This is a genomic window from Cryptosporangium phraense, from assembly GCF_006912135.1.
In the GTDB taxonomy this organism is placed as follows: Bacteria; Actinomycetota; Actinomycetes; order Mycobacteriales; family Cryptosporangiaceae; genus Cryptosporangium; species Cryptosporangium phraense.
In genome coordinates, this window is sequence record NZ_VIRS01000045.1 from 25,924 (window position 1) to 45,026 (window position 19,103).

At 71.5% G+C, this 19,103-nt stretch carries 20 protein-coding genes; 10 read left to right on the forward strand and 10 right to left on the reverse strand.

Annotated features, from left to right (window positions below):
• The first annotated feature begins 44 nt into the window (after positions 1 to 44).
• On the forward strand, positions 45 to 1,028 hold the full coding sequence (locus tag FL583_RS35940; protein WP_205752758.1) for a sugar phosphate isomerase/epimerase family protein: 984 nt from the start codon (positions 45 to 47) through the stop codon (positions 1,026 to 1,028).
• Here the strand turns inward: FL583_RS35940 and FL583_RS35945 are convergent.
• The 6 genes from FL583_RS35945 to FL583_RS40580 all read right to left on the reverse strand — a co-directional run bounded on the left by FL583_RS35945 (position 991) and on the right by FL583_RS40580 (position 6,579).
• Positions 991 to 1,707 (reverse strand): GNAT family N-acetyltransferase, encoded by a 717-nt coding sequence (locus tag FL583_RS35945; RefSeq protein WP_142709372.1) that lies wholly within the window; start codon positions 1,705 to 1,707, stop codon positions 991 to 993. The genes FL583_RS35940 and FL583_RS35945 overlap by 38 nt on opposite strands.
• Positions 1,708 to 1,714: 7 nt before the next feature.
• Complete coding sequence (locus FL583_RS35950; protein ID WP_142709373.1) at positions 1,715 to 2,887, reverse strand: ROK family transcriptional regulator; 1,173 nt, start codon at positions 2,885 to 2,887, stop codon at positions 1,715 to 1,717.
• Between the two features lie 7 nt (positions 2,888 to 2,894).
• On the reverse strand, positions 2,895 to 4,343 hold the full coding sequence (locus tag FL583_RS35955) for a sugar ABC transporter permease (RefSeq protein ID WP_142709374.1): 1,449 nt from the start codon (positions 4,341 to 4,343) through the stop codon (positions 2,895 to 2,897).
• A gap of 10 nt (positions 4,344 to 4,353) precedes the next feature.
• The gene (locus FL583_RS35960; protein ID WP_142709375.1) at positions 4,354 to 5,136 is read right to left on the reverse strand and encodes an ATP-binding cassette domain-containing protein; all 783 of its coding nucleotides are present in this window, start codon (positions 5,134 to 5,136) and stop codon (positions 4,354 to 4,356) included.
• Positions 5,137 to 5,211: 75 nt separating this feature from the next.
• Positions 5,212 to 6,315, reverse strand: a complete 1,104-nt coding sequence (locus FL583_RS35965) for a sugar ABC transporter substrate-binding protein (protein WP_142709376.1) — start codon at positions 6,313 to 6,315, stop codon at positions 5,212 to 5,214.
• Between the two features lie 123 nt (positions 6,316 to 6,438).
• Positions 6,439 to 6,579, reverse strand: a complete 141-nt coding sequence (locus tag FL583_RS40580) for a hypothetical protein (protein WP_170324050.1) — start codon at positions 6,577 to 6,579, stop codon at positions 6,439 to 6,441.
• 132 nt (positions 6,580 to 6,711) lie between these two features.
• Between FL583_RS40580 and FL583_RS35970 the strand changes: the two genes are divergently transcribed.
• Positions 6,712 to 8,538 (forward strand): MDR family MFS transporter, encoded by a 1,827-nt coding sequence (locus FL583_RS35970; protein ID WP_142709395.1) that lies wholly within the window; start codon positions 6,712 to 6,714, stop codon positions 8,536 to 8,538.
• Between the two features lie 55 nt (positions 8,539 to 8,593).
• Positions 8,594 to 9,760, forward strand: a complete 1,167-nt coding sequence (locus FL583_RS35975; protein WP_142709377.1) for a saccharopine dehydrogenase family protein — start codon at positions 8,594 to 8,596, stop codon at positions 9,758 to 9,760.
• Here FL583_RS35975 and FL583_RS35980 read toward each other — a convergent pair.
• Genes FL583_RS35980 through FL583_RS35990 form a run of 3 tightly spaced genes read right to left on the reverse strand, consistent with a single transcriptional unit; the run spans position 9,720 to position 12,649 of the window.
• Positions 9,720 to 11,813: a sensor histidine kinase gene (locus FL583_RS35980; protein WP_142709378.1), complete on the reverse strand. Its 2,094-nt coding sequence runs from the start codon at positions 11,811 to 11,813 to the stop codon at positions 9,720 to 9,722. The genes FL583_RS35975 and FL583_RS35980 overlap by 41 nt on opposite strands.
• 27 nt (positions 11,814 to 11,840) lie before the next feature.
• Positions 11,841 to 12,356 carry a GAF domain-containing protein gene (locus tag FL583_RS35985; protein ID WP_142709379.1) on the reverse strand — a complete coding sequence of 172 codons (516 nt, stop codon included), beginning with the start codon at positions 12,354 to 12,356 and terminating at the stop codon, positions 11,841 to 11,843.
• Entirely contained in the window at positions 12,353 to 12,649 is a 297-nt protein-coding gene (locus FL583_RS35990) for a hypothetical protein (RefSeq protein ID WP_142709380.1), read from the reverse strand. Before FL583_RS35990 ends, FL583_RS35985 begins: the two co-directional genes overlap by 4 nt.
• Positions 12,650 to 12,723: 74 nt before the next feature.
• On the opposite strand from FL583_RS35990, the gene FL583_RS35995 reads away from it, so the two are divergent.
• The 5 genes from FL583_RS35995 to FL583_RS36015 all read left to right on the forward strand — a co-directional run bounded on the left by FL583_RS35995 (position 12,724) and on the right by FL583_RS36015 (position 17,009).
• Entirely contained in the window at positions 12,724 to 13,326 is a 603-nt protein-coding gene (locus tag FL583_RS35995; RefSeq protein WP_240746927.1) for a molybdopterin-dependent oxidoreductase, read from the forward strand.
• A gap of 107 nt (positions 13,327 to 13,433) precedes the next feature.
• Entirely contained in the window at positions 13,434 to 14,342 is a 909-nt protein-coding gene (locus tag FL583_RS36000; RefSeq protein ID WP_205752760.1) for a peptidase associated/transthyretin-like domain-containing protein, read from the forward strand.
• A 43-nt stretch (positions 14,343 to 14,385) separates the two neighbouring features.
• Entirely contained in the window at positions 14,386 to 14,670 is a 285-nt protein-coding gene (locus FL583_RS36005) for a metal-sensitive transcriptional regulator (RefSeq protein WP_142709382.1), read from the forward strand.
• A 16-nt stretch (positions 14,671 to 14,686) separates the two neighbouring features.
• A complete protein-coding gene (locus FL583_RS36010; protein ID WP_142709383.1) occupies positions 14,687 to 14,893 on the forward strand; it encodes a heavy-metal-associated domain-containing protein in 207 nt (68 codons plus the stop codon).
• Positions 14,886 to 17,009, forward strand: a complete 2,124-nt coding sequence (locus tag FL583_RS36015) for a heavy metal translocating P-type ATPase (RefSeq protein ID WP_240746928.1) — start codon at positions 14,886 to 14,888, stop codon at positions 17,007 to 17,009. Before FL583_RS36010 ends, FL583_RS36015 begins: the two co-directional genes overlap by 8 nt.
• On the opposite strand, the gene FL583_RS36020 is transcribed toward FL583_RS36015, so the two are convergent.
• Complete coding sequence (locus FL583_RS36020; protein ID WP_142709384.1) at positions 16,951 to 17,451, reverse strand: MarR family winged helix-turn-helix transcriptional regulator; 501 nt, start codon at positions 17,449 to 17,451, stop codon at positions 16,951 to 16,953. The genes FL583_RS36015 and FL583_RS36020 overlap by 59 nt on opposite strands.
• A 75-nt stretch (positions 17,452 to 17,526) precedes the next feature.
• Between FL583_RS36020 and FL583_RS36025 the strand changes: the two genes are divergently transcribed.
• Together FL583_RS36025 and FL583_RS36030 are read left to right on the forward strand one after the other, a co-directional pair.
• Positions 17,527 to 18,378, forward strand: coding sequence for a dioxygenase family protein (locus FL583_RS36025; RefSeq protein WP_142709397.1), 852 nt, complete (start codon positions 17,527 to 17,529; stop codon positions 18,376 to 18,378).
• Between the two features lie 164 nt (positions 18,379 to 18,542).
• Complete coding sequence (locus FL583_RS36030; protein ID WP_142709385.1) at positions 18,543 to 19,097, forward strand: DUF3558 family protein; 555 nt, start codon at positions 18,543 to 18,545, stop codon at positions 19,095 to 19,097.
• The last annotated feature ends 6 nt before the right edge of the window (positions 19,098 to 19,103 follow it).

A 19,103-nucleotide genomic window follows, 5' to 3' on the forward strand; every position in this document is an offset into this window, starting at 1 on the left:
CTACGTTGGCCGAAACGCCCATTCGGCTATGAATGGATATTCCAATGGAACCGTTATTCGGTGCCGGCATCTGGCACTTCGGGCAATACGTCGACCGGTACGCGACGGACGGATACGGTCCCCCGGTCTCCACGCTCGAGGCGATCGACCGCGCCGGTCAGGTCGGGTCGCTGTCGGTCGTCGACCTGACGTTCCCGTTCGCGCCCGCCGAGCTGCCGGTCTCCGAGGTCGCGGACGCGTTGAAGCGCAACGACCTGCGGGCCATCGCGATCACGCCGGAGATCTACACCCGGACGTTCGTCAAGGGCGCGTTCACGAACCCTTCCGAGTCGGTGCGGCGGGAGGCTCTGGCGTTGATCTCGGCCGCGGCCGAAGTGGGCCGCGAGCTGGGCGTCGACTACATCAAGCTGTGGCCGGGGCAGGACGGGTGGGACTACCCGTTCCAGGCCGACTACGCCGAGATCTGGAAGTACTCGGTCGAGGGCGTGCGCGAGCTGGCCGTGGCGTTCCCCGACCTCAAGTTCGCGATCGAGTACAAGCCCCGCGAGCCGCGCAACCGCATGGTGTTCTCCGGCGTCGCCCGGACGCTGCTGGCGATCGAGGAGATGGGGCAGCCGAACGTCGGCATCCTGCTCGACTTCGGTCACTCGCTCTACGGCGGCGAGTCACCGGCCGACGCGGCGCAGCTGGCGATCTCCCGCGGCCGGCTGTTCGCGATCGACGTGAACGACAACTTCCGGGGCTGGGACGACGACATGGTCGTCGGGTCGGTGCACCTCACCGAGACGGTCGAGTTCTTCTGGACGCTGCGCAGGCTCGGCTGGGAGGGCGTCTGGCAGCTCGATCAGTTCCCGTTCCGGGAGGATCAGGTGCAGGCGGCGCGGGACGGTATCGAGGTGATGAGGGCGATCTACCGGGCGATCGACCTGATCGACGAGGACGCGCTGGCCGCGGCCCAGAAGGCTCAGGACGCGCTGGCCGCCCAGCGCATCATCCGCAAGGCGCTGCTCTCGACGCTCCCGGACTGAGCCGGACGCTCACCTGGAAGCCCAGCTCACGGAACCCCAGTGCCCGGGCCACCCGGCGGGAGGCCTCCGGGCGGGCCCGCCACTGGGGCAGCAACCCGAGGTCCAGCACGCGGGCGACGGCGGTACCGGCGACGTCGCGCGCCAGCCCGCGCCCGCGTGCGCCCGGAGCCGTCAGAACGCTGAGGTGCCCGGCCCCACCGGGCCAGACCCGGTAACCCGCGGCCGCCACGACGTCGGCCCCGGCGCGCCGTACGAACGCCGGCGAGGTGATCTCGGCCAGCCCCGATTCGTCGACGTCGTCGGCCGGCGCCCCGGCCAGGAAAGCGACGACGTCGGGATGACCGGCCGGAAGCGTCTCGACCGCGCCGGAATCCGGCGGGCGGAAGTCGGCCGGGTCGCAGTAGGCGAGGGTCGCCGGCCCCAGCGTCGGTACCCGGCTCCCGACCACGAGTCCGGTGGTCAGCGAGAAGCCGCGGCTCAACAGCTCGGCGGTCGACGCGTCCGGTGCGGTGCCGATCGCTGCGTTCCCGAGCCGGACGACGCCGGCCCAGCCCCGCGGGCAGAGCCCCGAGCCGGGTGACACGGCCACGTCGAACGCCCCGTCGCGGAACGCGACCGGCGCATCGGCCAGGCCGGTCCAGAGGCTCTCGGCACGGCCGAGAAGGACGTCGGCGGCCACCGGCGAGCTATTCGATTCCGCTGACCACGGCCTGGAACGCCAGTTCACTCGCGCCGATGAGGGCGCTGTCCCGGCCCAGCTCGGGCGTCAGGAGCCGCAGCGTCCCGCGGGACTCGGGCTTGGAGCGGCGGGCGATCTCCGCCTCGACCGCCGGCCGCTGCAGGCGAACGATTTCCTCGAGCATGTCGTGGACGATGATCGCCTCGGGGTTGAAGACGTTTATCAGGATCCCGAGCGCCCGCCCCAGCACCACGGCCAGCTGCGCCACCGCACCGGCCGCGGGTTGCCGTCCCAGCCTCGCGTCCGAGAACACCGACGCGACCGCGCCCGAGCCCGGCGACCCGGCGCACCCGGCCGCCCGCAGCAGCGCGTGCTCGCCCAGGAACGTCTCGAGGCACCCGTTGCTGCCGCAGTGGCAGGCCGGCCCGTCGGGGTCGAGCATGATGTGCCCGATCTCGCCGGCGTATCCGCCGGCCCCGAGAATCTCGGCCCCGTCGACGATCACCCCGCCGCCGACGCCGACCGAGCCGGTCACGTAGACGACGTCACGGAGCTGACGGGCCGCCCCGCGCTGGTGCTCGGCGACCGCGCCGAGGTTCGCGTTGTTACCGATCCGAACGTCCGACCCGAGCCGCTGCCGCAACGTCGCCCCGAACGGGACGCTCCGCCAGCCGAGGTTCGGGGCGTGCACGACCAGCCCGTCCAGACGGCTGACCGTCCCCGGCACCGACACGCCGACGCCCACCAGCCGAGCGTCCCCCGGCATGCGGGCGGCGAGCCACCGCGCGTCGCGGGCGATCTGCGTGCAGGCGCCGGAGGGCGACAGCGGGGAGGCTAATGGAGTCTCCCGGCGGACGTGCACCCGGCCGCCGAGGCCGACCGCCGCCGTCACCATCCGCTCGACCTCGACCTCGACGGCGAGGACGTACGGACCGTCCCGGCGGGGAGCCACCACGTGCGACGGACGCCCGGCCTTGTCACCACCGGCCGGGACGTGCTCGTCGACCATGCCGCGCCGCACCAGGTCCGCCACCAGATCGCCGATCGTGCTCCGGTTGAGGCCGAGCGAAGCGGTGAGCTCCGCCCGGCTCATCTCTCCGTGCACGTGGATCTGCTGGAGGACCTGGCTGAGGTTGTGTCGCCGGATCTCCTCCGGACGCACGACCGTGGCTCGGGACACCGGAGGATCAGTCCTCCTGCGGAGCCCTGCGGGACAGCGCGTCGGCACCGGCGGCCACCAGCAGCACCAGACCGGTGACGAGGAAGACGTACGCCGAGCTGATGTTCTTGATCAGGTTCAGGCCGTTCGGGATCATCGCGATCACGATCGCGCCGATGATCGCGTCCCGGACCTTGCCCCGTCCGCCGAAGAGCGACGTACCGCCGATGACGGCCGCGCCCACCGCGTACAGGACGTCGGTGTTCTTACCGAAGTCGGACGGAACACCGCCCAGGTACGACGCACCGATGATGCCGGCCAGACCGGCCATGCCCGAGCAGATGATGAACGCGGACATCCGGATGCGCTTGGTGTCCACACCGGCCCGCTTGGCCGCCTCACGGTTGCCACCGACCGCGTAGAGGAAGCGGCCGTACTGGGTCTTGGTGAGGATCAGCGTCCAGAACACGAACACCACGGCGACGACGAGCACCGCCCACGGCACGCCCTGGATCTTCGCGAACACCGTGCGGGAACGGTCCTGGTTGAGGACGTAGACCGCGATACCGGTGATCAGCGCGATCGCTCCGCCCCGGACGAACACCAGGATCAGCGGCTCGGCCGACAGCCCTTCGCGCCGGCGGCTGATCGAGCGGTACGTGCTCGTGCCCAGGTAGATCAGCACGGCGGCCGCCCACAGCACCCACGCGACGATGACCGGCATGTACGCGTTGTCGATCTTGTCGATCACGTCGTAGCTGCGGGTCGGGATCGCGGCCCCGGTGCCGATGAACTTCAGCAGTGCGCCCTGCCAGGCCAGGAACAGCGCCAGCGTCACGATGAACGACGGGATGCCGATCCGCGCGACGAGGAAGCCGATCAGCGTGCCGATCGAGGTGCCGATCGCGACCGAGAGGAACATCGCGAGCAGCTGGTTCGAGCCGAGCTGCGCGACCGCGATGACGATACCGACGGCGATGATCGCCACCGGGATCCACAGCCGGGCGAACGCCGCCATCACGACGGTGGCCACCATGATCAGCATCAGCGTGACGAACACGCCGGTGCCGAGGGCCGCCTGCAGGTCGCCGCCCCGGTTCAGCGCGAGCGCCATGCCGGCGGCACAGACACCGCCCGCCGTACCGGCGGACAGGTCGATCTCGCCGATCAGGAGCACGAAGACCATGCCCATGCCCAGGACCGAGATCTGCGCGGCCTGCTGGAGCAGGTTGGCGAAGTTGCCCTTGCTCAGGAAGACGTCGCTGGCGCTGGCGAAGATGATGACCAGCACCACCGCGCCCAGCACGGCCGGCAGTGCGCCGGCGTCGCCGCCCTTCACCCGCTGGACGAAGGCGCGGAACGCCTCGCTCAGGTTGCTCGGGCCGGCGTCCGAGGAGAAGGCCGCCGCGTCCGCTTCCTTGGTGCTGCCCAGCGCCGAGTCGTCGGTCGCGACGCTGTAACCCTTGTCAGTAGTCATTCCCAGTCCCTCAGAGGTTCGCGTCCGCGGTGGCGCGGGAGAGACCGAGGTCACCCGAGCGGCCGGTGGTGATCAGCTCCACGACCTGAGCCACGGTGGCGTCCTTGGCCTTGACCTCGGCGGCGATGCGGCCGAGGTAGAGGGCGTCGATCCGGTCGGAGACCTCGATCACGTCGTTCATGTTGTGCGAGATCAGCACGACGCCGAGCCCGCGGTCGGCCAGGCGGCGGACCAGGTCGAGCACCTGCCGGGTCTGGGCGACGCCCAGCGCGGCGGTCGGCTCGTCGAGGATCACGATCCGCGAGTTCCAGAGCACGGCCTTGGCGATCGCGACGGTCTGGCGCTGGCCTCCGGAGAGGCTGCTGACCGGCTGGCGTACCGACTTGACCGTGCGGACCGAGAGGCTGGCGAGCGTCTCGCGCGCCTTCTTCTCCATCTCGCCCTCGTCGAGCCAGCGCAGCTTGTTCTTGGACTCGCGGCCCAGGAACATGTTCTCGACGATGTCGAGGTTGTCGGCCAGCGCGAGGTCCTGATAGACGATCTCGATGCCCAGCGCGGCCGCGTCACGCGGAGAGTTCAGCGTGACCTGCTGGCCGTCGAACAGGAACTCACCCGAGTCGATGTGGTGGATTCCGGCGATGCATTTGATCATCGTCGACTTGCCGGCGCCGTTGTCGCCGACCAGTGCGGTGACCTCGCCGGGGTAGACGGCGAAGTCGATGTCGTGCAGGACCTGGACCGGGCCGAAGCTCTTGTTGATCTTGCGCAGTTCCAGGAGTGGCTTGTCAGCCATCGCAGCTCCTTCAGCGGCGGAACGCCGGTGGACGACCCGCCGTAGCGGGCCGTCCACCGGCTGAAAGGACTTGCGTCAGGAGATGCCGGCAGCGGTGCAGAGCGCGGCGTACTTGTCCTTGCACAGGTCGGCCTTGGTCACGAAGCCGTCGGCGACGACGTCCTTGACCGTGTCCTTGGTGATGGCCTTCGGCGGGAGCAGCAGCGCCGGGACCTGGCGCTTGCCCTCGGTGTCCTCGACCGTACCGGTGGTCTCGGCCTTCTCGCCCTTGAGGAGCGCGACGGCCAGCTTGACCAGACCGTTGGCCTCGTCCGCGATCGGCTTGTAGACGGTCATGTACTGGTCGCCGGCGAGGATGTTCTGCAGACCGCCGACGGTCGCGTCCTGACCGGTGACCGGCACCTTCAGGCCGTTCTTCTTCAGCACGGTGATCGCCGAGTTGCCGAGACCGTCGTTGGCCGCGAGAACGCCGTCGACCTTACCGCCGGCCGCGGTGAGCAGCTGCTCGAAGATCGTGACGGCCTTCGCGTTGTCCCAGTCCGGGACGCTCTGGTCGCCGGCCTTCTTCCAGCCCGCCTTGTACTTCGGGTCGAGCACGGAGTCGTAGCCCTGCTTGAACAGCGTGGCGTTGTTGTCCGTCGGCGAGCCGTTCAGCTCGATGATCGACGGGTTGGTCTTCTTGGCCGCGGTGAGGCCGTCGACCAGGCCCTGGCCCTGCAGCTTGCCGACCTGCACGTTGTCGAACGACACGTAGTAGTCGGCCTGCCCGCCGAGGGTCAGCCGGTCGTAGTCGATCGTCTTGACGCCGGCGGCCTTGGCCTTCGACTCGACCTGGGCGCCGGTGGCGGAGTCCAGGTTGACGATCGCGAGGACCGAGACGCCCTCCTGGATCATGCCGTCGGCGATCGAGACGAACTTGCTCTTGTCGCCGAGCGCGTTCTGGATGTCGGCCTCGACGCCGGCCTCCTTGAACGCCTTGGTCAGCAGAGGCTTGTCGAAGCTCTCCCACCGGGCGGAGGACTGCGTGTCCGGCAGGATCACGCCGACCTTGCCCTTGGTGGCGGACGAGCCGGAGTCGGAGCTCTTGTTGTCCGAGCCAGAGTCACTATTTCCGCACGCCGCCAGCGTGAGGGCCGTGACGGCGCTGAGCGCGACCATCGTGAGCGCACGAATGCGCATGGTCTTCCCGCCTTCCCCGTTGAAGGGACCGGGTCCAGGGCGGACCGCGGTTAATTGTTGTGGGCGGGAACATATCGAGACGTGCCTCACCTGCGGAAGCCCTGTTACGGAAGCGTTACCGCGTCAGTGTTTCGCCGTGACCGCATCCTCATTGATGAGCCGATCGGCCAGGGCGTCGATGGCCCGATCGAGCGGGGCCCGGTCAGCCGGGTCGGCAGTATCCCAGTCCCCCAACCGGCTGTCGAGCCGGAATACGTCGGACACGTCACAACTTATAAAGTTGCATCAAACAACCTCCGAGATAAGGTTGTACTCGTCAAGCACTCACTAAGGATGAAGATGACGACTGCTACCGAGGCGCGATCCGCCGCCGGTGCGCCACCGACCGCGGAGCCGATGTCGCACCGTCAGATCCTGGAGGCCCTGACCGGGCTCCTGCTCGGCATGTTCGTGGCGATCCTGTCGTCCACGATCGTGTCCAACGCGCTGCCGACGATCCTGACCGACCTCGAGGGCGGCGAGTCGGCGTACACCTGGGTGGTCACCAGCACGCTGCTGGCCACGACCGCCACCACCCCGATCTGGGGCAAGCTCGCCGACCTGACCAGCAAGAAGCTGCTGGTCCAGATCGCGATCGTGATCTACGTGGCCGGGTCGGCGGTCGCCGGCCTCTCGCAGAACATCGGCGAACTGATCGCCGCCCGCACGTTCCAGGGCATCGGCGTCGGCGGCCTCACCGCGCTGACCCAGGTGATCATGGCCGCGATGATCGCGCCCCGCGAGCGCGGCCGGTACTCCGGCTACCTCGGTGCGGTGTTCGCGGTCGCGACCGTCAGCGGACCGCTGATCGGTGGCGTCATCGTCGACACGTCCTGGCTGGGCTGGCGCTGGTGCTTCTACGTCGGCGTTCCGATCGCCGCGATCGCGCTCGTCGTCCTGCAGCGGACGCTGAAGCTGCCGGTGATCCGGCGGAAGGTCAAGATCGACTACCTCGGCGCGACGCTGATCACGGCCGCGGTCTCGCTGTTGCTGATCTGGGTCTCGCTGGGCGGTAACCAGTTCGACTGGCTGTCCTGGCCGACCGCGGTCATGGTGCCGGGCGCGCTGGTGCTGGGCCTGCTGTTCGTGTTCGCCGAGACGCGGGCGTCGGAGCCGATCATCCCGCTGGCGCTGTTCCGCAACCGGACGGTCGCGCTGGCCACGGTCGCGTCGCTGTTCGTCGGGGTGGCGCTGTTCGGGGCCACGGTGTTCCTGTCGCAGTACTTCCAGATCGCCCGGGGCGAGTCGCCGACGGTGTCCGGCCTGCTGACGCTGCCGATGATCGGCGGTCTGTTCCTCTCGTCGACGATCTCCGGACGGATCATCACCACGACCGGCCGGTGGAAGCGGTTCCTGGTCGCCGGTGCGTTCCTGACCACCGCGGGCTTCGCGCTGATGGGCACCGCCCGCGCCGAGACGCCGTACTGGCGGCTCGCGCTCTTCATGGCGCTGATCGGTGTCGGGCTCGGTATGACGATGCAGAACCTGGTGCTGGCCGTGCAGAACACGGTCAAGACCAGCGAGCTCGGGACGTCGTCCTCGACCGTCGCGTTCTTCCGCAGCCTCGGTGGCGCGGTGGGCGTGTCGGCCCTGGGTGCGGTGCTCGGACACCGGGTCTCGGACTACCTGGCCTCCGGCCTGGCCGCGATCGGCGTCAAGGCCGGCTCCGGCGGTGGCGACGCGCTGCCCGACCTGGACACGCTGCCGGCCCCGGTCCGGACCGTGGTGATGGACGCCTACGGCCACGGCGCGGGTGACGTCTTCCTGGTGGCGGCTCCGTTTGCGCTGCTGGCGTTCGTCGCGGTGCTGTTCATTCGCGAGGTCGCGCTCCGCACGACGACCGGCGACACCCCGGCCGCGACCCCGGCGTCGCCGTCGGTGTCGGCGTCGGCCGTGGGCGGCCCGGACGCGGCGGCCGAGCCGATCGACCGGGCGGTCGACACCGGTTCGGCCCGCGTCGCCATCGACGGGGTCGCGGTCCAGCCGGCCGACGAGGAAGCCGACCGTCAGCCGGTCCCGGCCGCGGTCCTGACCGCGCCCGAGACCGAGGCGGTCCCGGCCGACGCGGTCCCGGCCGGTGCCGCTCCGCGGCGGACGCGGCACCACCCCGGCCGGCACGAGGCCGGTCGGCACGAGGCCACCCGCCGTGGCGCCCGCCGCAAGGCGGAGCACGACCGTAGCTAATCCCGGTTAACAAAAGGCCGACCCCGTGGGGTCGGCCTTTTGTTAACCTGCGCCGATGGTGCGCCCGTACGACCTGGTCCTGTTCGGAGCCACCGGCTTCACCGGCGGCCTGACGGCCGAGTACCTGGCCGGGCACGCGCCACCCGGGCTCCGCTGGGCGCTGGCCGGCCGCAACGCGGCCAAACTCGCCGCGGTCCGCGACCGCCTCGAATCCGCTCCCGACGTCCTCCACGCGGACGCGACCGACGCCCGATCAGTGCGCGAGGTCGCCGAGTCGACGCGGGTGGTGGCCAGCACCGTCGGCCCGTACGTGAAGTTCGGTGAGCCGCTCGTGGCCGCGTGCGCCGAGTCCGGCACCCACTACACCGACCTCACCGGCGAACCGCGCTTCGTCGACGAGATGTACCTGCGCCACCACGACACCGCGGTCGGCTCGGGCGCCAAGCTCGTCCACGCCTGCGGGTTCGACTCGATCCCGGCCGACCTGGGCGCGTACTTCACCGTCCAGCACCTGCCCGAGGGCGTCCCGCTGCAGGTCGAGAGCTTCTACCGGGTCGCCGGGCAGGCGTCGGCGGGCACCGTGCACTCGCTGATCGGCGCGGTGGCCGACGCGCTACCGGCCCGGCGCGCCCACCGCGAGCGCCGTCGCCGCGAGGGGACGCCGGACGGACGGCGGATCGGGTTCACCGGGCCGCTCCCCCGCACCCATCCGCTCGGCCCGTGGACGGTGCCGCTGCCGACGCTCGACCCGCAGATCGTGGCCCGGTCGGCGGCCGCACTCGACCGCTACGGCCCCGAATTCCGCTACGGGCAGTACGCGGTGATGCCGTCACCGGCCGCGGCCGCGGCCGCCGTGGTCGGCGCCGGGGCGGTGGCCGCCGCCGCGCAGATCCGGCCCGTCCGCAACGGCATCCTGCGCCGCTTCCCGTCCGGCTCCGGACCGACCCCGGAGCAGCGCGAGGCGGGCTGGATGTCGGTCCGCTGCACCGGCGTCGGCGGTGGTCAGGGCGTGCTCACCGAGGTGTACAGCGACCGCGACCCGGGCTACGCGTCCACCGCGATCATGCTCGGCGAGGCGACGCTGTCCCTCGCGCTCGACGACCTCCCGCCGGCCGCCGGCCAGCTGACGACCGCGGTCGCGATGGGCGACGCGCTGATCGCCCGGCTGGACGCGGCCGGCATCACGTTCCGCGTTCTCGGACGGCGGACGCTGCCGTCGTGACCGCGTCCGGCGAGGACGCGGCCAGCTCGACCACGAAACAGGCGCCGGTCGGGCGGTTGGGGCGGTAGCCCAGCCCGATCCGCCCGGCGTCGGCCAGCGTCCGGACGATGTACAGGCCCAGCCCGGTGCCCCGCTTCGTCGTCGCGACCCCGGTCTCGGCCCGGCTGAACCGGTCGAACAGCTGAGGGACGAACTCCGGCGGCACGCCCTCGCCGTGGTCGCACACACAGAGCTCGACGATCGCCCCGCGGGCCGCCGCGGTCAGGTCGAACGGCGGCGCGCCGTACTTCACCGCGTTGCCCAGCAGGTTCGTCACGATCTGTTGGAGGTGCCCGGGGTCGGCGCGGACGTACGTGCCGTCCGGAACCGACACCGTCACGTCCAGGGCCTCGTCCGGCGGCAGCGTGAGCACCGCGTCGTGCAGGGCGGCTCGCAGCTCGACCGGCACGGCCTTCGGGGTCAGCACCCCGGCGTCCAGCTGCGCGACCGTGAGGATGTCCTCGACCAGCCCGTTCAGCCGGTGCCCGGCGCCGGCGATCCCGAGCAGGTACTGCTTCTTCCGCGGCTCGGGCAGGTGCTCCCAGTCGTCGGCCAGCGTCTCGGCGTACCCGAGGATGCCGGTGATCGGCTGCCGGACGTCGTGCGAGAGCATCGCGACGAAGTCGGCCATCCGGTCGCGGGCGTCGGTGAGGTCGTCGTTCGTGCGCTCGAGCTCGTCGGCGTGCTCGGCGAGCTGGGTGCGGGCCGCGGCCTCCTCGGCCTCCAGCCGCTTCCGCTCGGTGATGTCGACGACCTGGACGGTGAACTGGGCCGGTTGGTTCTCCAGGTCGCGGAGCAGCGTGGCGGTCGTCGCCCCGTGGACGACGTGCCCGTCGGCCCGCAGGTACCGCTTCTCCAGCGTGAAGCCGGGCGTGGTGCCGGCCAGCGCCTCGCGGACCGGGTCGTCGGTGGCCGAGCGGTCGTCCGGGTGGGTCACGTCGGCGGACGTGAGCTGCAGCAACGCGTCCGGCGAATAGCCGAGCATGGTGCAGAACGCCTGGTTGGCCTGGCGGAACCGGCCGGTGAGATCGACGATCGCCATGCCGACCAGCGACCGGTCGAAGACCGTGCGGAACCGCTGTTCGGACAGGCGCAGCTCGCGGCGGCTGCGGGCCCCGCGGGCCGCGACCGCGACCGCGATCAGGCCGACGGTGGCCGCGGTGGCCAGCCCGACCCGGCCGGCCGTGGTCGCGCCGGAGAGCGGGGCGTAGAGCGCGGAATCGGGCACGGTCGCGATCAGCCGCCAGCCGGTGCCGCTGACCGGATAGGCGCTGAACGTCCAGCCCGCCCCGCCGGACGTGTACGTCCCGGCGACCCGGCCGGACGCGCGGAGCTTCGCCGCGAGCGCCGGCTCGGCGGTGCTCAACGCGCCGGTCCGGCTGGTCACCGCGCGGTTGGCGGCCACCGTCCGGCCCGCGCCGTCGACCAGGTAGACCCGGTTGCCGGGGATCGAGAGCGCCTTCGTGAGATAGGACGAGAGCGGGCTGCGAGCCACCTCGACGGCACCGGAGAACACCCGCCGTCCGTAGGCCGTCTCGTACGGCATCGCGAACGCGGTCACCGCGACGTGACGGCTGGCCGAGGGCACGACGGCAGAGACGGCCGGCGTCCCGTTGAGGACCGCGGTGCGCAGGTGGGCGTAGCCGCCGAGCAGGTTCTTCCCGATCAGCGCCGGGTTCCGGGGCTCGACGTGCAGCACCCGGCCCCGGGAGTCGACGAGGACGGCCGCCGGGTAGCCGAACGTCGTCACCGACCGGCGGAAGTCCTCGTCGCTGACCGTCTTCCCGGAGAGGAACCGCTCGGCCTGGGTGCGTTCCCGAGCCAGCACGTCCTGGACGTAGCTGGACACGAACTGGCTGCCCAGCGACACCCGGGCGTCGAACCGCTCGAGCAGGTCGGTACGGCTGGACTGCTGGGCCCAGGACAGCGCCCCGGCCCCGACCACGCACAGGACGAGCCAGATCGCGGCCGGCAGCAGGAGATCCCGCACTCCGGTCCAGGTTCCGTTCCTCACTACCGGAACTTAACCACGCCAAAGGTGCTAATTACGTCTATACCGCTCCAGCGTGGTCACGATCTGCCCGGCCGCCTCGGTCAGCGTCGCGAGCTCGGCCTCGGAGAACTCGCGCGGCCGCATCCCGAACACGCAGTGGGTGCCGATGACCTGGCCGTCCGGCGTGCTCAACGGCGCCCCGGCGTAGCTGCGGACGCCCTGGTGGACGACGAACGGGTTGTCGTGCTCCTCCGGGTCGAGCGTCAGGTCCGGGATGACCTTGAGCTCGCCGGTCTGGACCGTGCGCACGCAGAACGACCACTCGATCGGCACGTTCACCGCGTCGCCGTACTGGCTCACGCCGTAGCTGCCGCGCACCATCGCGGCCGAGTCGAGCATCAGGTTCGTCAGCGCGACCGGCTGGCCCAGCTTCTCGGCGGTCCGGGCCGCGATCACGTCCAGCTCGGCGATCAGCGCCGGGTCGGTCAGGTCGTAGTTCGCGACCGCCTGCAGCCGGTCGAACGCGGCCAGCGCGTCCCGGTCGGCCTCGGTCAGCTGCTTCACGACGCTGCGCCGTCCTGGATCAGGGCCTGGGCCTGGGCGAGGCGGTCGTGGCTGGCGACCCGGATCGCCAGCGCCTCGCCGCAGAGCGCGGTCACCGGCGCGCCGGCCCGCATCGCGTCGAGCATGCGTTCGATCGCGCCCGGCCCGGTCTCCTCGCCGTCGAGGCCCGCGCTCGACAGCAGGTCGGCCCACACGCCGTCGCTCTGCGGGCCGTAGATCCGCTGCACGGCACGGTGCGCCTCCGCGAGATCGGGCCGGGCCAGGCCGGCGATCATGGTGGCGTTCGTGGTCATGGGAGTGCCTCTCCGGGATTCCTGGGGTCCGATCGGCCGTTCCGGCCGCGATCTGAGCAGTCCAGACTGTGGGGGTGGCGAACTTCTCCCCCGGATTCCACGGCCGGCGCCGACCGGTCGCGACTGGCCTGCTCCCGCCCGGCCAGTACCCGACCGACGGCTTCCCGGTGCTCTCCGCCGGTCCGACGCCCCGCGTCCTTCCGGACGCCTGGGAGTTCTCGCTGACGACCGAGGACGGCACCCGCCGTACCTGGTCGTGGGCCGAACTGCAGGCGCTGCCGCACGCGACGCCGACCGTCGACATCCACTGCGTCACCAAGTGGTCGAAGTTCGGCACGAGCTGGGAAGGCGTCTCGTTCGACACGCTGCTGGACGGCGTCGAGACCGCGGCGCCGTACGCGCTCGTGCACAGCTACGGCGGTTACACGACGAACCTGCCGCTGGCCGACCTGCGCGGCGGCAAGGCCTGGATCGTCTTCTCGTTCGACGGCAAGCCGCTCGACCCGGAGCACGGCGGCCCGGCCCGGCTGCTCGTCCCGCACCTGTACTTCTGGAAGTCGGCGAAGTGGGTCCGCCGGGTGGAGCTGCTCACCACCGAGAAGAAGGGCTTCTGGGAGCGGGTCGGCTACCACAACTACGGCGATCCCTGGCGCGAGCAGCGCTACGACGGCGACTGAGCTCGGGGCGGCGCGAACGGCGACCCATACGCCAGACTTCCCGGGCGAGGCGCGATATCGGCCCTATTGAGGCCTTTAACCGGAGACGCGCCGGGTGGGGGTCGACCATGGAACAGCGCCGGTGGAGCAGACGACGGGCGCTGGCGCTCGGCGCCCCGCTGGGACTCAGCGCGACCGGCATCGCGCTGGCCGGGTTGTCGTCCCGGCCGGAGGGCGGCCGGGGTGGCGCCGGGGCCGAGCTACCGACGTCGATCGACGCGGCCGCGCTGGCGCTGCTCGGGGAGTCCCGGGTCTGCCGCCCGACCGTCCAGGCGGCCCAGGGCCCGTACTGGTTCGACGTCGACCGGCTGCGCACCGACCTCCGGGAGAACCGGCCGGGGACGCCGCTGCGGCTGGTGTTCCGGGTCGTCGACGGGGCCGGGTGCACGGACCGGCCGGTGCCGGACGCGGTCGTCGAGGTGTGGCACTGCGACGCGGCCGGGCGGTACTCCGGCTTCGAGACGCCCGGCGGCGTCGCTGTGCCTGCCCCTCCTCCGGGCTGGCCGAACGACCTCGGCCCGGAGCCGCCCGCGGCCGACCCGACCGGTGACCCGATGGGCTACGCGACCCGGACGTCCGACGGCTCGTACAGCCGGGGCGACGCGGAGGCCCAGCCGACCGACGACGGGACGTTCCTGCGCGGCGCGCAGATCGCCGACGCCCAGGGCGTCGTGCGGTTCGCGACGATCTACCCGGGCTGGTACGTCGGACGCGCGCCCCACGTCCACGTCAAGGTGCACCTCGACCGGCGGACGGTGCTGGCCACCCAGGTGTTCCTCGACGACGCGGCGAGCGCGCGGATCTACGCGTCGGCGCCCTACCGCCCGGGCGCGCTCCGCAACGCCGACGACGAGCAGTTCGACGCGTCCGCGCAGCTCACCGTCCGGACGTTCGGCGACGCGCAGATCGCCGCGATCACCCTCGGCGTCGATCTCCTGCGGGTGCCGGCCGCGGCCGGTGGAGGCTCCCTACCCTAGGGGGGTACAGTATCGGCCGGAGCAGCCGACCCGGGAGGCAACCGTGGCGCACGCGTACATCGGCGACAAGGACGCCTACCTCAAGCGACTGCGTCGCATCGAGGGCCAGATCCGCGGGCTGCAACGGATGGTCGAGCAGGAGGAGTACTGCATCGACATCCTCACCCAGGTCTCGGCCGCGACGAAGGCGTTGCAGTCGGTCGCGCTCGGGCTGCTCGACGAGCACCTCGCGCACTGCGTGGTCGACGCGGCCCGCGAGGGCGGCCCGGAGGCCGAGACCAAGGTGCGCGAGGCGTCCGAGGCGATCGCGCGGCTCGTCCGGTCTTAGTCAGAGGGGGAACATCATGGCCGTCACGCAGACCTACCCGGTGACCGGGATGACCTGCCAGCACTGCGTCAACGCGGTGGAGTCCGAGGTGAGCGGGGTCGCCGGCGTCACCGGCGTCGACGTCGATCTGGCCGCGGGTGCGGTGACCGTCACCAGCGAGGCGCCGGTCGACCTGGAGGCGCTGCGCGCCGCCGTCGACGAGGCCGGGTACGTGCTTGCCTGAGATCACGCTCGACATCGGGGGTATGACCTGCGGGTCGTGTGCCGCCCGGGTCGAGCGCAAGCTGAACAAGCTCGACGGCGTCAGCGCGACCGTCAACTACGCCACCGAGACCGCGGCCGTGACGTATCCGGACGCGGTGTCGGTGCCGGACCTGGTCGCGCAGGTCGAGGCGGCCGGCTACACGGCCGAGGCGCCGGAGCCGGACTCCTTCCCGTGGCGCCTGGTCGCCGCCGTGGTACTCGGGCTGCCGGTGATTCTGCTGGCCATGGTGCCGGGCTGGCAGTTCGACGGCTGGCAGTGGGTGTCGCTGGCCCTGGCCACGCCGGTCGTCGCGTACTCCGGCTGGCCGTTCCACGCGGCCGCGCTGAAGAACCTGCGTCACGGCGCCACCACGATGGACACGCTGATCTCGCTGGGGACGCTGGCCGCGTACCTGTGGTCGGTGTGGGCGCTGGTGTTCGGGTCGGCGGGCGAGCTCGGCATGAGGCATCCGTTCTCGTTCACCGGCCCGGCCGGGGACCCGATCTACCTCGAGACCGCGGCCGGCGTCACCGCGTTCCTGCTGGCCGGGCGGTACGCCGAGGCCCGGGCCAAGCGCACCGCGGGCTCGGCCCTGCGTGAGCTGCTCGCGCTCGGGGCCAAGGACGTCGCCGTGCTCCGGGACGGGCGGGAATCGCGGGTGCCGGTGTCGGAGCTAACCGTCGGCGACGTCTTCGTCGTCCGGCCGGGCGAGACGATCGCCGCCGACGGGGTCGTGGCGGACGGGCGCTCGGCGGTCGACGTCTCGCGGATGACCGGGGAGTCGGTGCCGGCCGAGGTCGGGCCGGGCGACGCGGTCGTCGGCGGGTGCGTGAACGCGTCCGGGCGGCTGACCGTGCGCGCCACCCGCGTCGGGCGGGAGACGCAGCTGGCCCGGATGGCCCAGCTCGTCGCCGAGGCGCAGAACGGCAAGGCGCCGGTGCAGCGGCTCGCGGACGAGATCTCGGCGATCTTCGTGCCGGTCGTGCTGGTGCTGGCGGTGGCGACGCTGGCCGGGTGGCTGGCGTCCGGGGCCGGGGCGACGGCGGCGTTCACCGCGGCCGTGGCCGTGCTGATCATCGCCTGCCCGTGTGCGCTGGGCCTGGCGACGCCGACCGCGCTGCTGGTCGGTACCGGCCGCGGGGCCCAGCTCGGGATCCTGATCCGCGGCCCGGAGGTACTGGAGTCGACGCGCCGGGTCGACACGATCGTCCTCGACAAGACCGGCACGCTGACGACCGGGGTCATGACGCTGGTGGCAGTACAGGCCGTCACCAGAGGCAACGAAGCCCTGCGCCTGGCCGCCGGCGTCGAGCGCGCCTCGGAGCACCCGATCGCGGCCGCGATCGCCGCCGCGGTGGACGACCCGCCGCCGGTCACGGACTTCGTGGCGCTGCCGGGCCACGGCGCCCGGGGCACGGTCGACGGCCACACCGTCTACGTCGGCCGCCCGGCGGAGGCCGGTCCGACCAACGGCACCACCACGGTGGCGGTCGTCGTCGACGGGGAGACCTGGGCGCTGCTCGACGTCGCGGACGCTCCCCGGGAGTCCGGCCCGGACGCGGTGCGCGCGCTGCGGAAGCTCGGGCTCACGCCGTGGCTGGTCACCGGCGACGGCCCGGGTGCCGCCCGGCACGTCGCCGACCTGGTCGGCATCGACCCCGAGCACACGATCGCCGGGGCGCTGCCCACCGACAAGGTCGACGTCGTCAAGAAGCTCCAGGCCGATGGCCGGATCGTCGCGGTCGCCGGCGACGGCGTCAACGACGCGGCCGCGCTGGCCCAGGCCGACCTCGGCCTGGCCATGGGCACCGGCACCGACGCCGCGATCGCCGCCGCCGACCTCACGCTGGTCAGCGGCGACCTGGCCAAGGCCCCGACCGCGATCCGGCTCTCCCGCGCGACGCTCGGGATCATCCGCGGCAACCTGTTCTGGGCCTTCGCCTACAACGTCGCCGCGCTGCCGCTGGCCGGCCTGGGCCTGCTCAACCCGATGATCGCGGGCGCCGCGATGGCGCTGTCGTCGGTGGCCGTGGTGCTCAACAGCCTCCGCCTGAGAGGCTTCCGGGCGACCCCCACTCCGGGTCGACCTGGCTGAGCAGCACTCCCACCAGGTCCCCGAACTCCTCGAGCTGCTCGGTCGTCAGCGGTTCCACGACCAGCGACCGGACGGTCGCGACGTGCCCGGGCGCGGTCGCCACGACCTTCTCCCAGCCCGCCTCGGTGAGCACGGCGTTGGTCGCGCGGCCGTCCTCCGGGCACGGCCGCCGCTCGACCCAGCCTCGCTGCTCGAGCCGCTTCACCACGTGTGACAGCCGCGAGAGCGACCCGTTGGCGAACTCGGCCAGCTGGCTCATCCGCAGCACCCGGTCGGGCGCTTCGGACAGCCGCGACAACACCATGTAATCGAAATGGCTGATTCCGGCGTCGCGCTGCAACTGAGCGTCGAGCGCGGCCGGGAGCTTGATCATCAGCCCCGCGAGCCGCAACCAGCTGCGCTGCTGGTCGGCGTCCAGCCAGGGCGAAGGAGAGCCGGTCATGGTTCGAGTGTACGCCAAAAGTTGACGCTTCAAGTTTCATACCGTATTTTATTGAGCGGTCAACTAATCGGAGGGATCCCCGTGCACCCGTTCGATCTCCACGTCCAGAAAACCGCCCAGGCCGAGCCGCACCGCCTCTGGACGCCCGACGACGGCGCACTCCCCTCGCTCTACCTCAGCCACGGCGCACCGCCGCTGTTCGAGGACTCGACCTGGATGGACCAGCTGTTCGCCTGGGCCCGCGCGCTGCCCAAGCCGACCGCGATCCTGATCGTCTCCGCGCACTGGGAGATGGCGCCGCTCTCGGTCAGCAGCACGCAGGCCAACACCACGCCGGTCTACGACTTCGGCGGCTTCGACCCGCGCTACTACCGGATGCGCTACGACACCCCCGACTCGTCGTCGCTCGCCGCCGACCTGCTCAAGGTCCTGCCCGACACCGAGACCGTCTACGAGCACCGCGAGCGCGGGCTCGACCACGGTGCCTGGGTGCCGCTGAAGGTCATGTACCCGGACGCCGACATCCCGGTGCTGCAGATGAGCATCCCGACCCACGACCCGGCCCGCCTGCTCGCGCTCGGCGAGCGCCTCCGCCCGCTGCGCGAGCAGGGCGTCCTGGTGATCGGGTCCGGCTTCATGACCCATGGCCTGCGGTACCTCCGCGAGTTCAGTCTGGACGCCGCGGCGCCCGGCTGGTCGGCCGAGTTCGACGCCTGGGCGGCCGACGCACTGGCCCGCGGCGACGTCGAGGAGCTGTCGAACTACCTCGGCCGCGCGCCGGGGATGCCGTACGCGCACCCGACCGTGGAACACTTCACGCCGCTGTTCGTGACTCTCGGCGCGGCCACCGACCCCGAGGCCCCGGTGACGACGACCGTCGACGGCTTCTTCCTCGGCCTGGCCAAACGGTCCTTTCAGGCAGCGTGATTCAGTGGTGACACTGATAACGGAGCGACGTTCAGGTAGTTCTGTCGTCGGACGAACAGTCTGGACGTCGCGTCACTGATCGTCCCCCAACGTCTGTTCCTGGAACCTGTGAAGCACGGCCGGAGGATCCGCAAAGGCCGTCACCGATTCGAGGAGCACGCACGATGACCGCCAGGACCCTCCGCCGCACGCTCGCCACCGTCGCCGCCGCCGGGCTGTTCGCCCTCACCGGATGCGGCACGATCACGATCTCGACCGACGACGCCTCGGCCTCGCCCACGCCCACGTCGGCCAGCGCCGCCAAGCAGCCCAGCTCGGCCGCGACGACCGAGACCGGCACCGCGGCCGGCGACGGCGAGACCCCGAACCCGTGCAAGCTGCTGACGCCGGCCGACGTCAATTCGCTGACGAAGAAAGAGATCACCCAGATCGACAGATCGAACTCCGAGGCCGGCAGCACCCGGTACTGCCAGTGGCAGCTGGAGGCCGGCGTGCTCGCGGTGTTCCTCTCCCCGAGCTCGCCCGGTGACTTCGACGTCCGCGACCCGGCCGCGCAGGACTACGACGGCGTCGGCGACAAGGCCTTCACCGCAGGCGGGCACCTGTACGTCCTGAAGGGCAACCTGCAGATCGACGTCTACGCGACCAGTGGCGGCAACGACGCCGAGAACCTCGCGGTCGAGAAGGCCGTGGCCGAGAAGGTCATCAGCCAGCTCTGAACCCGG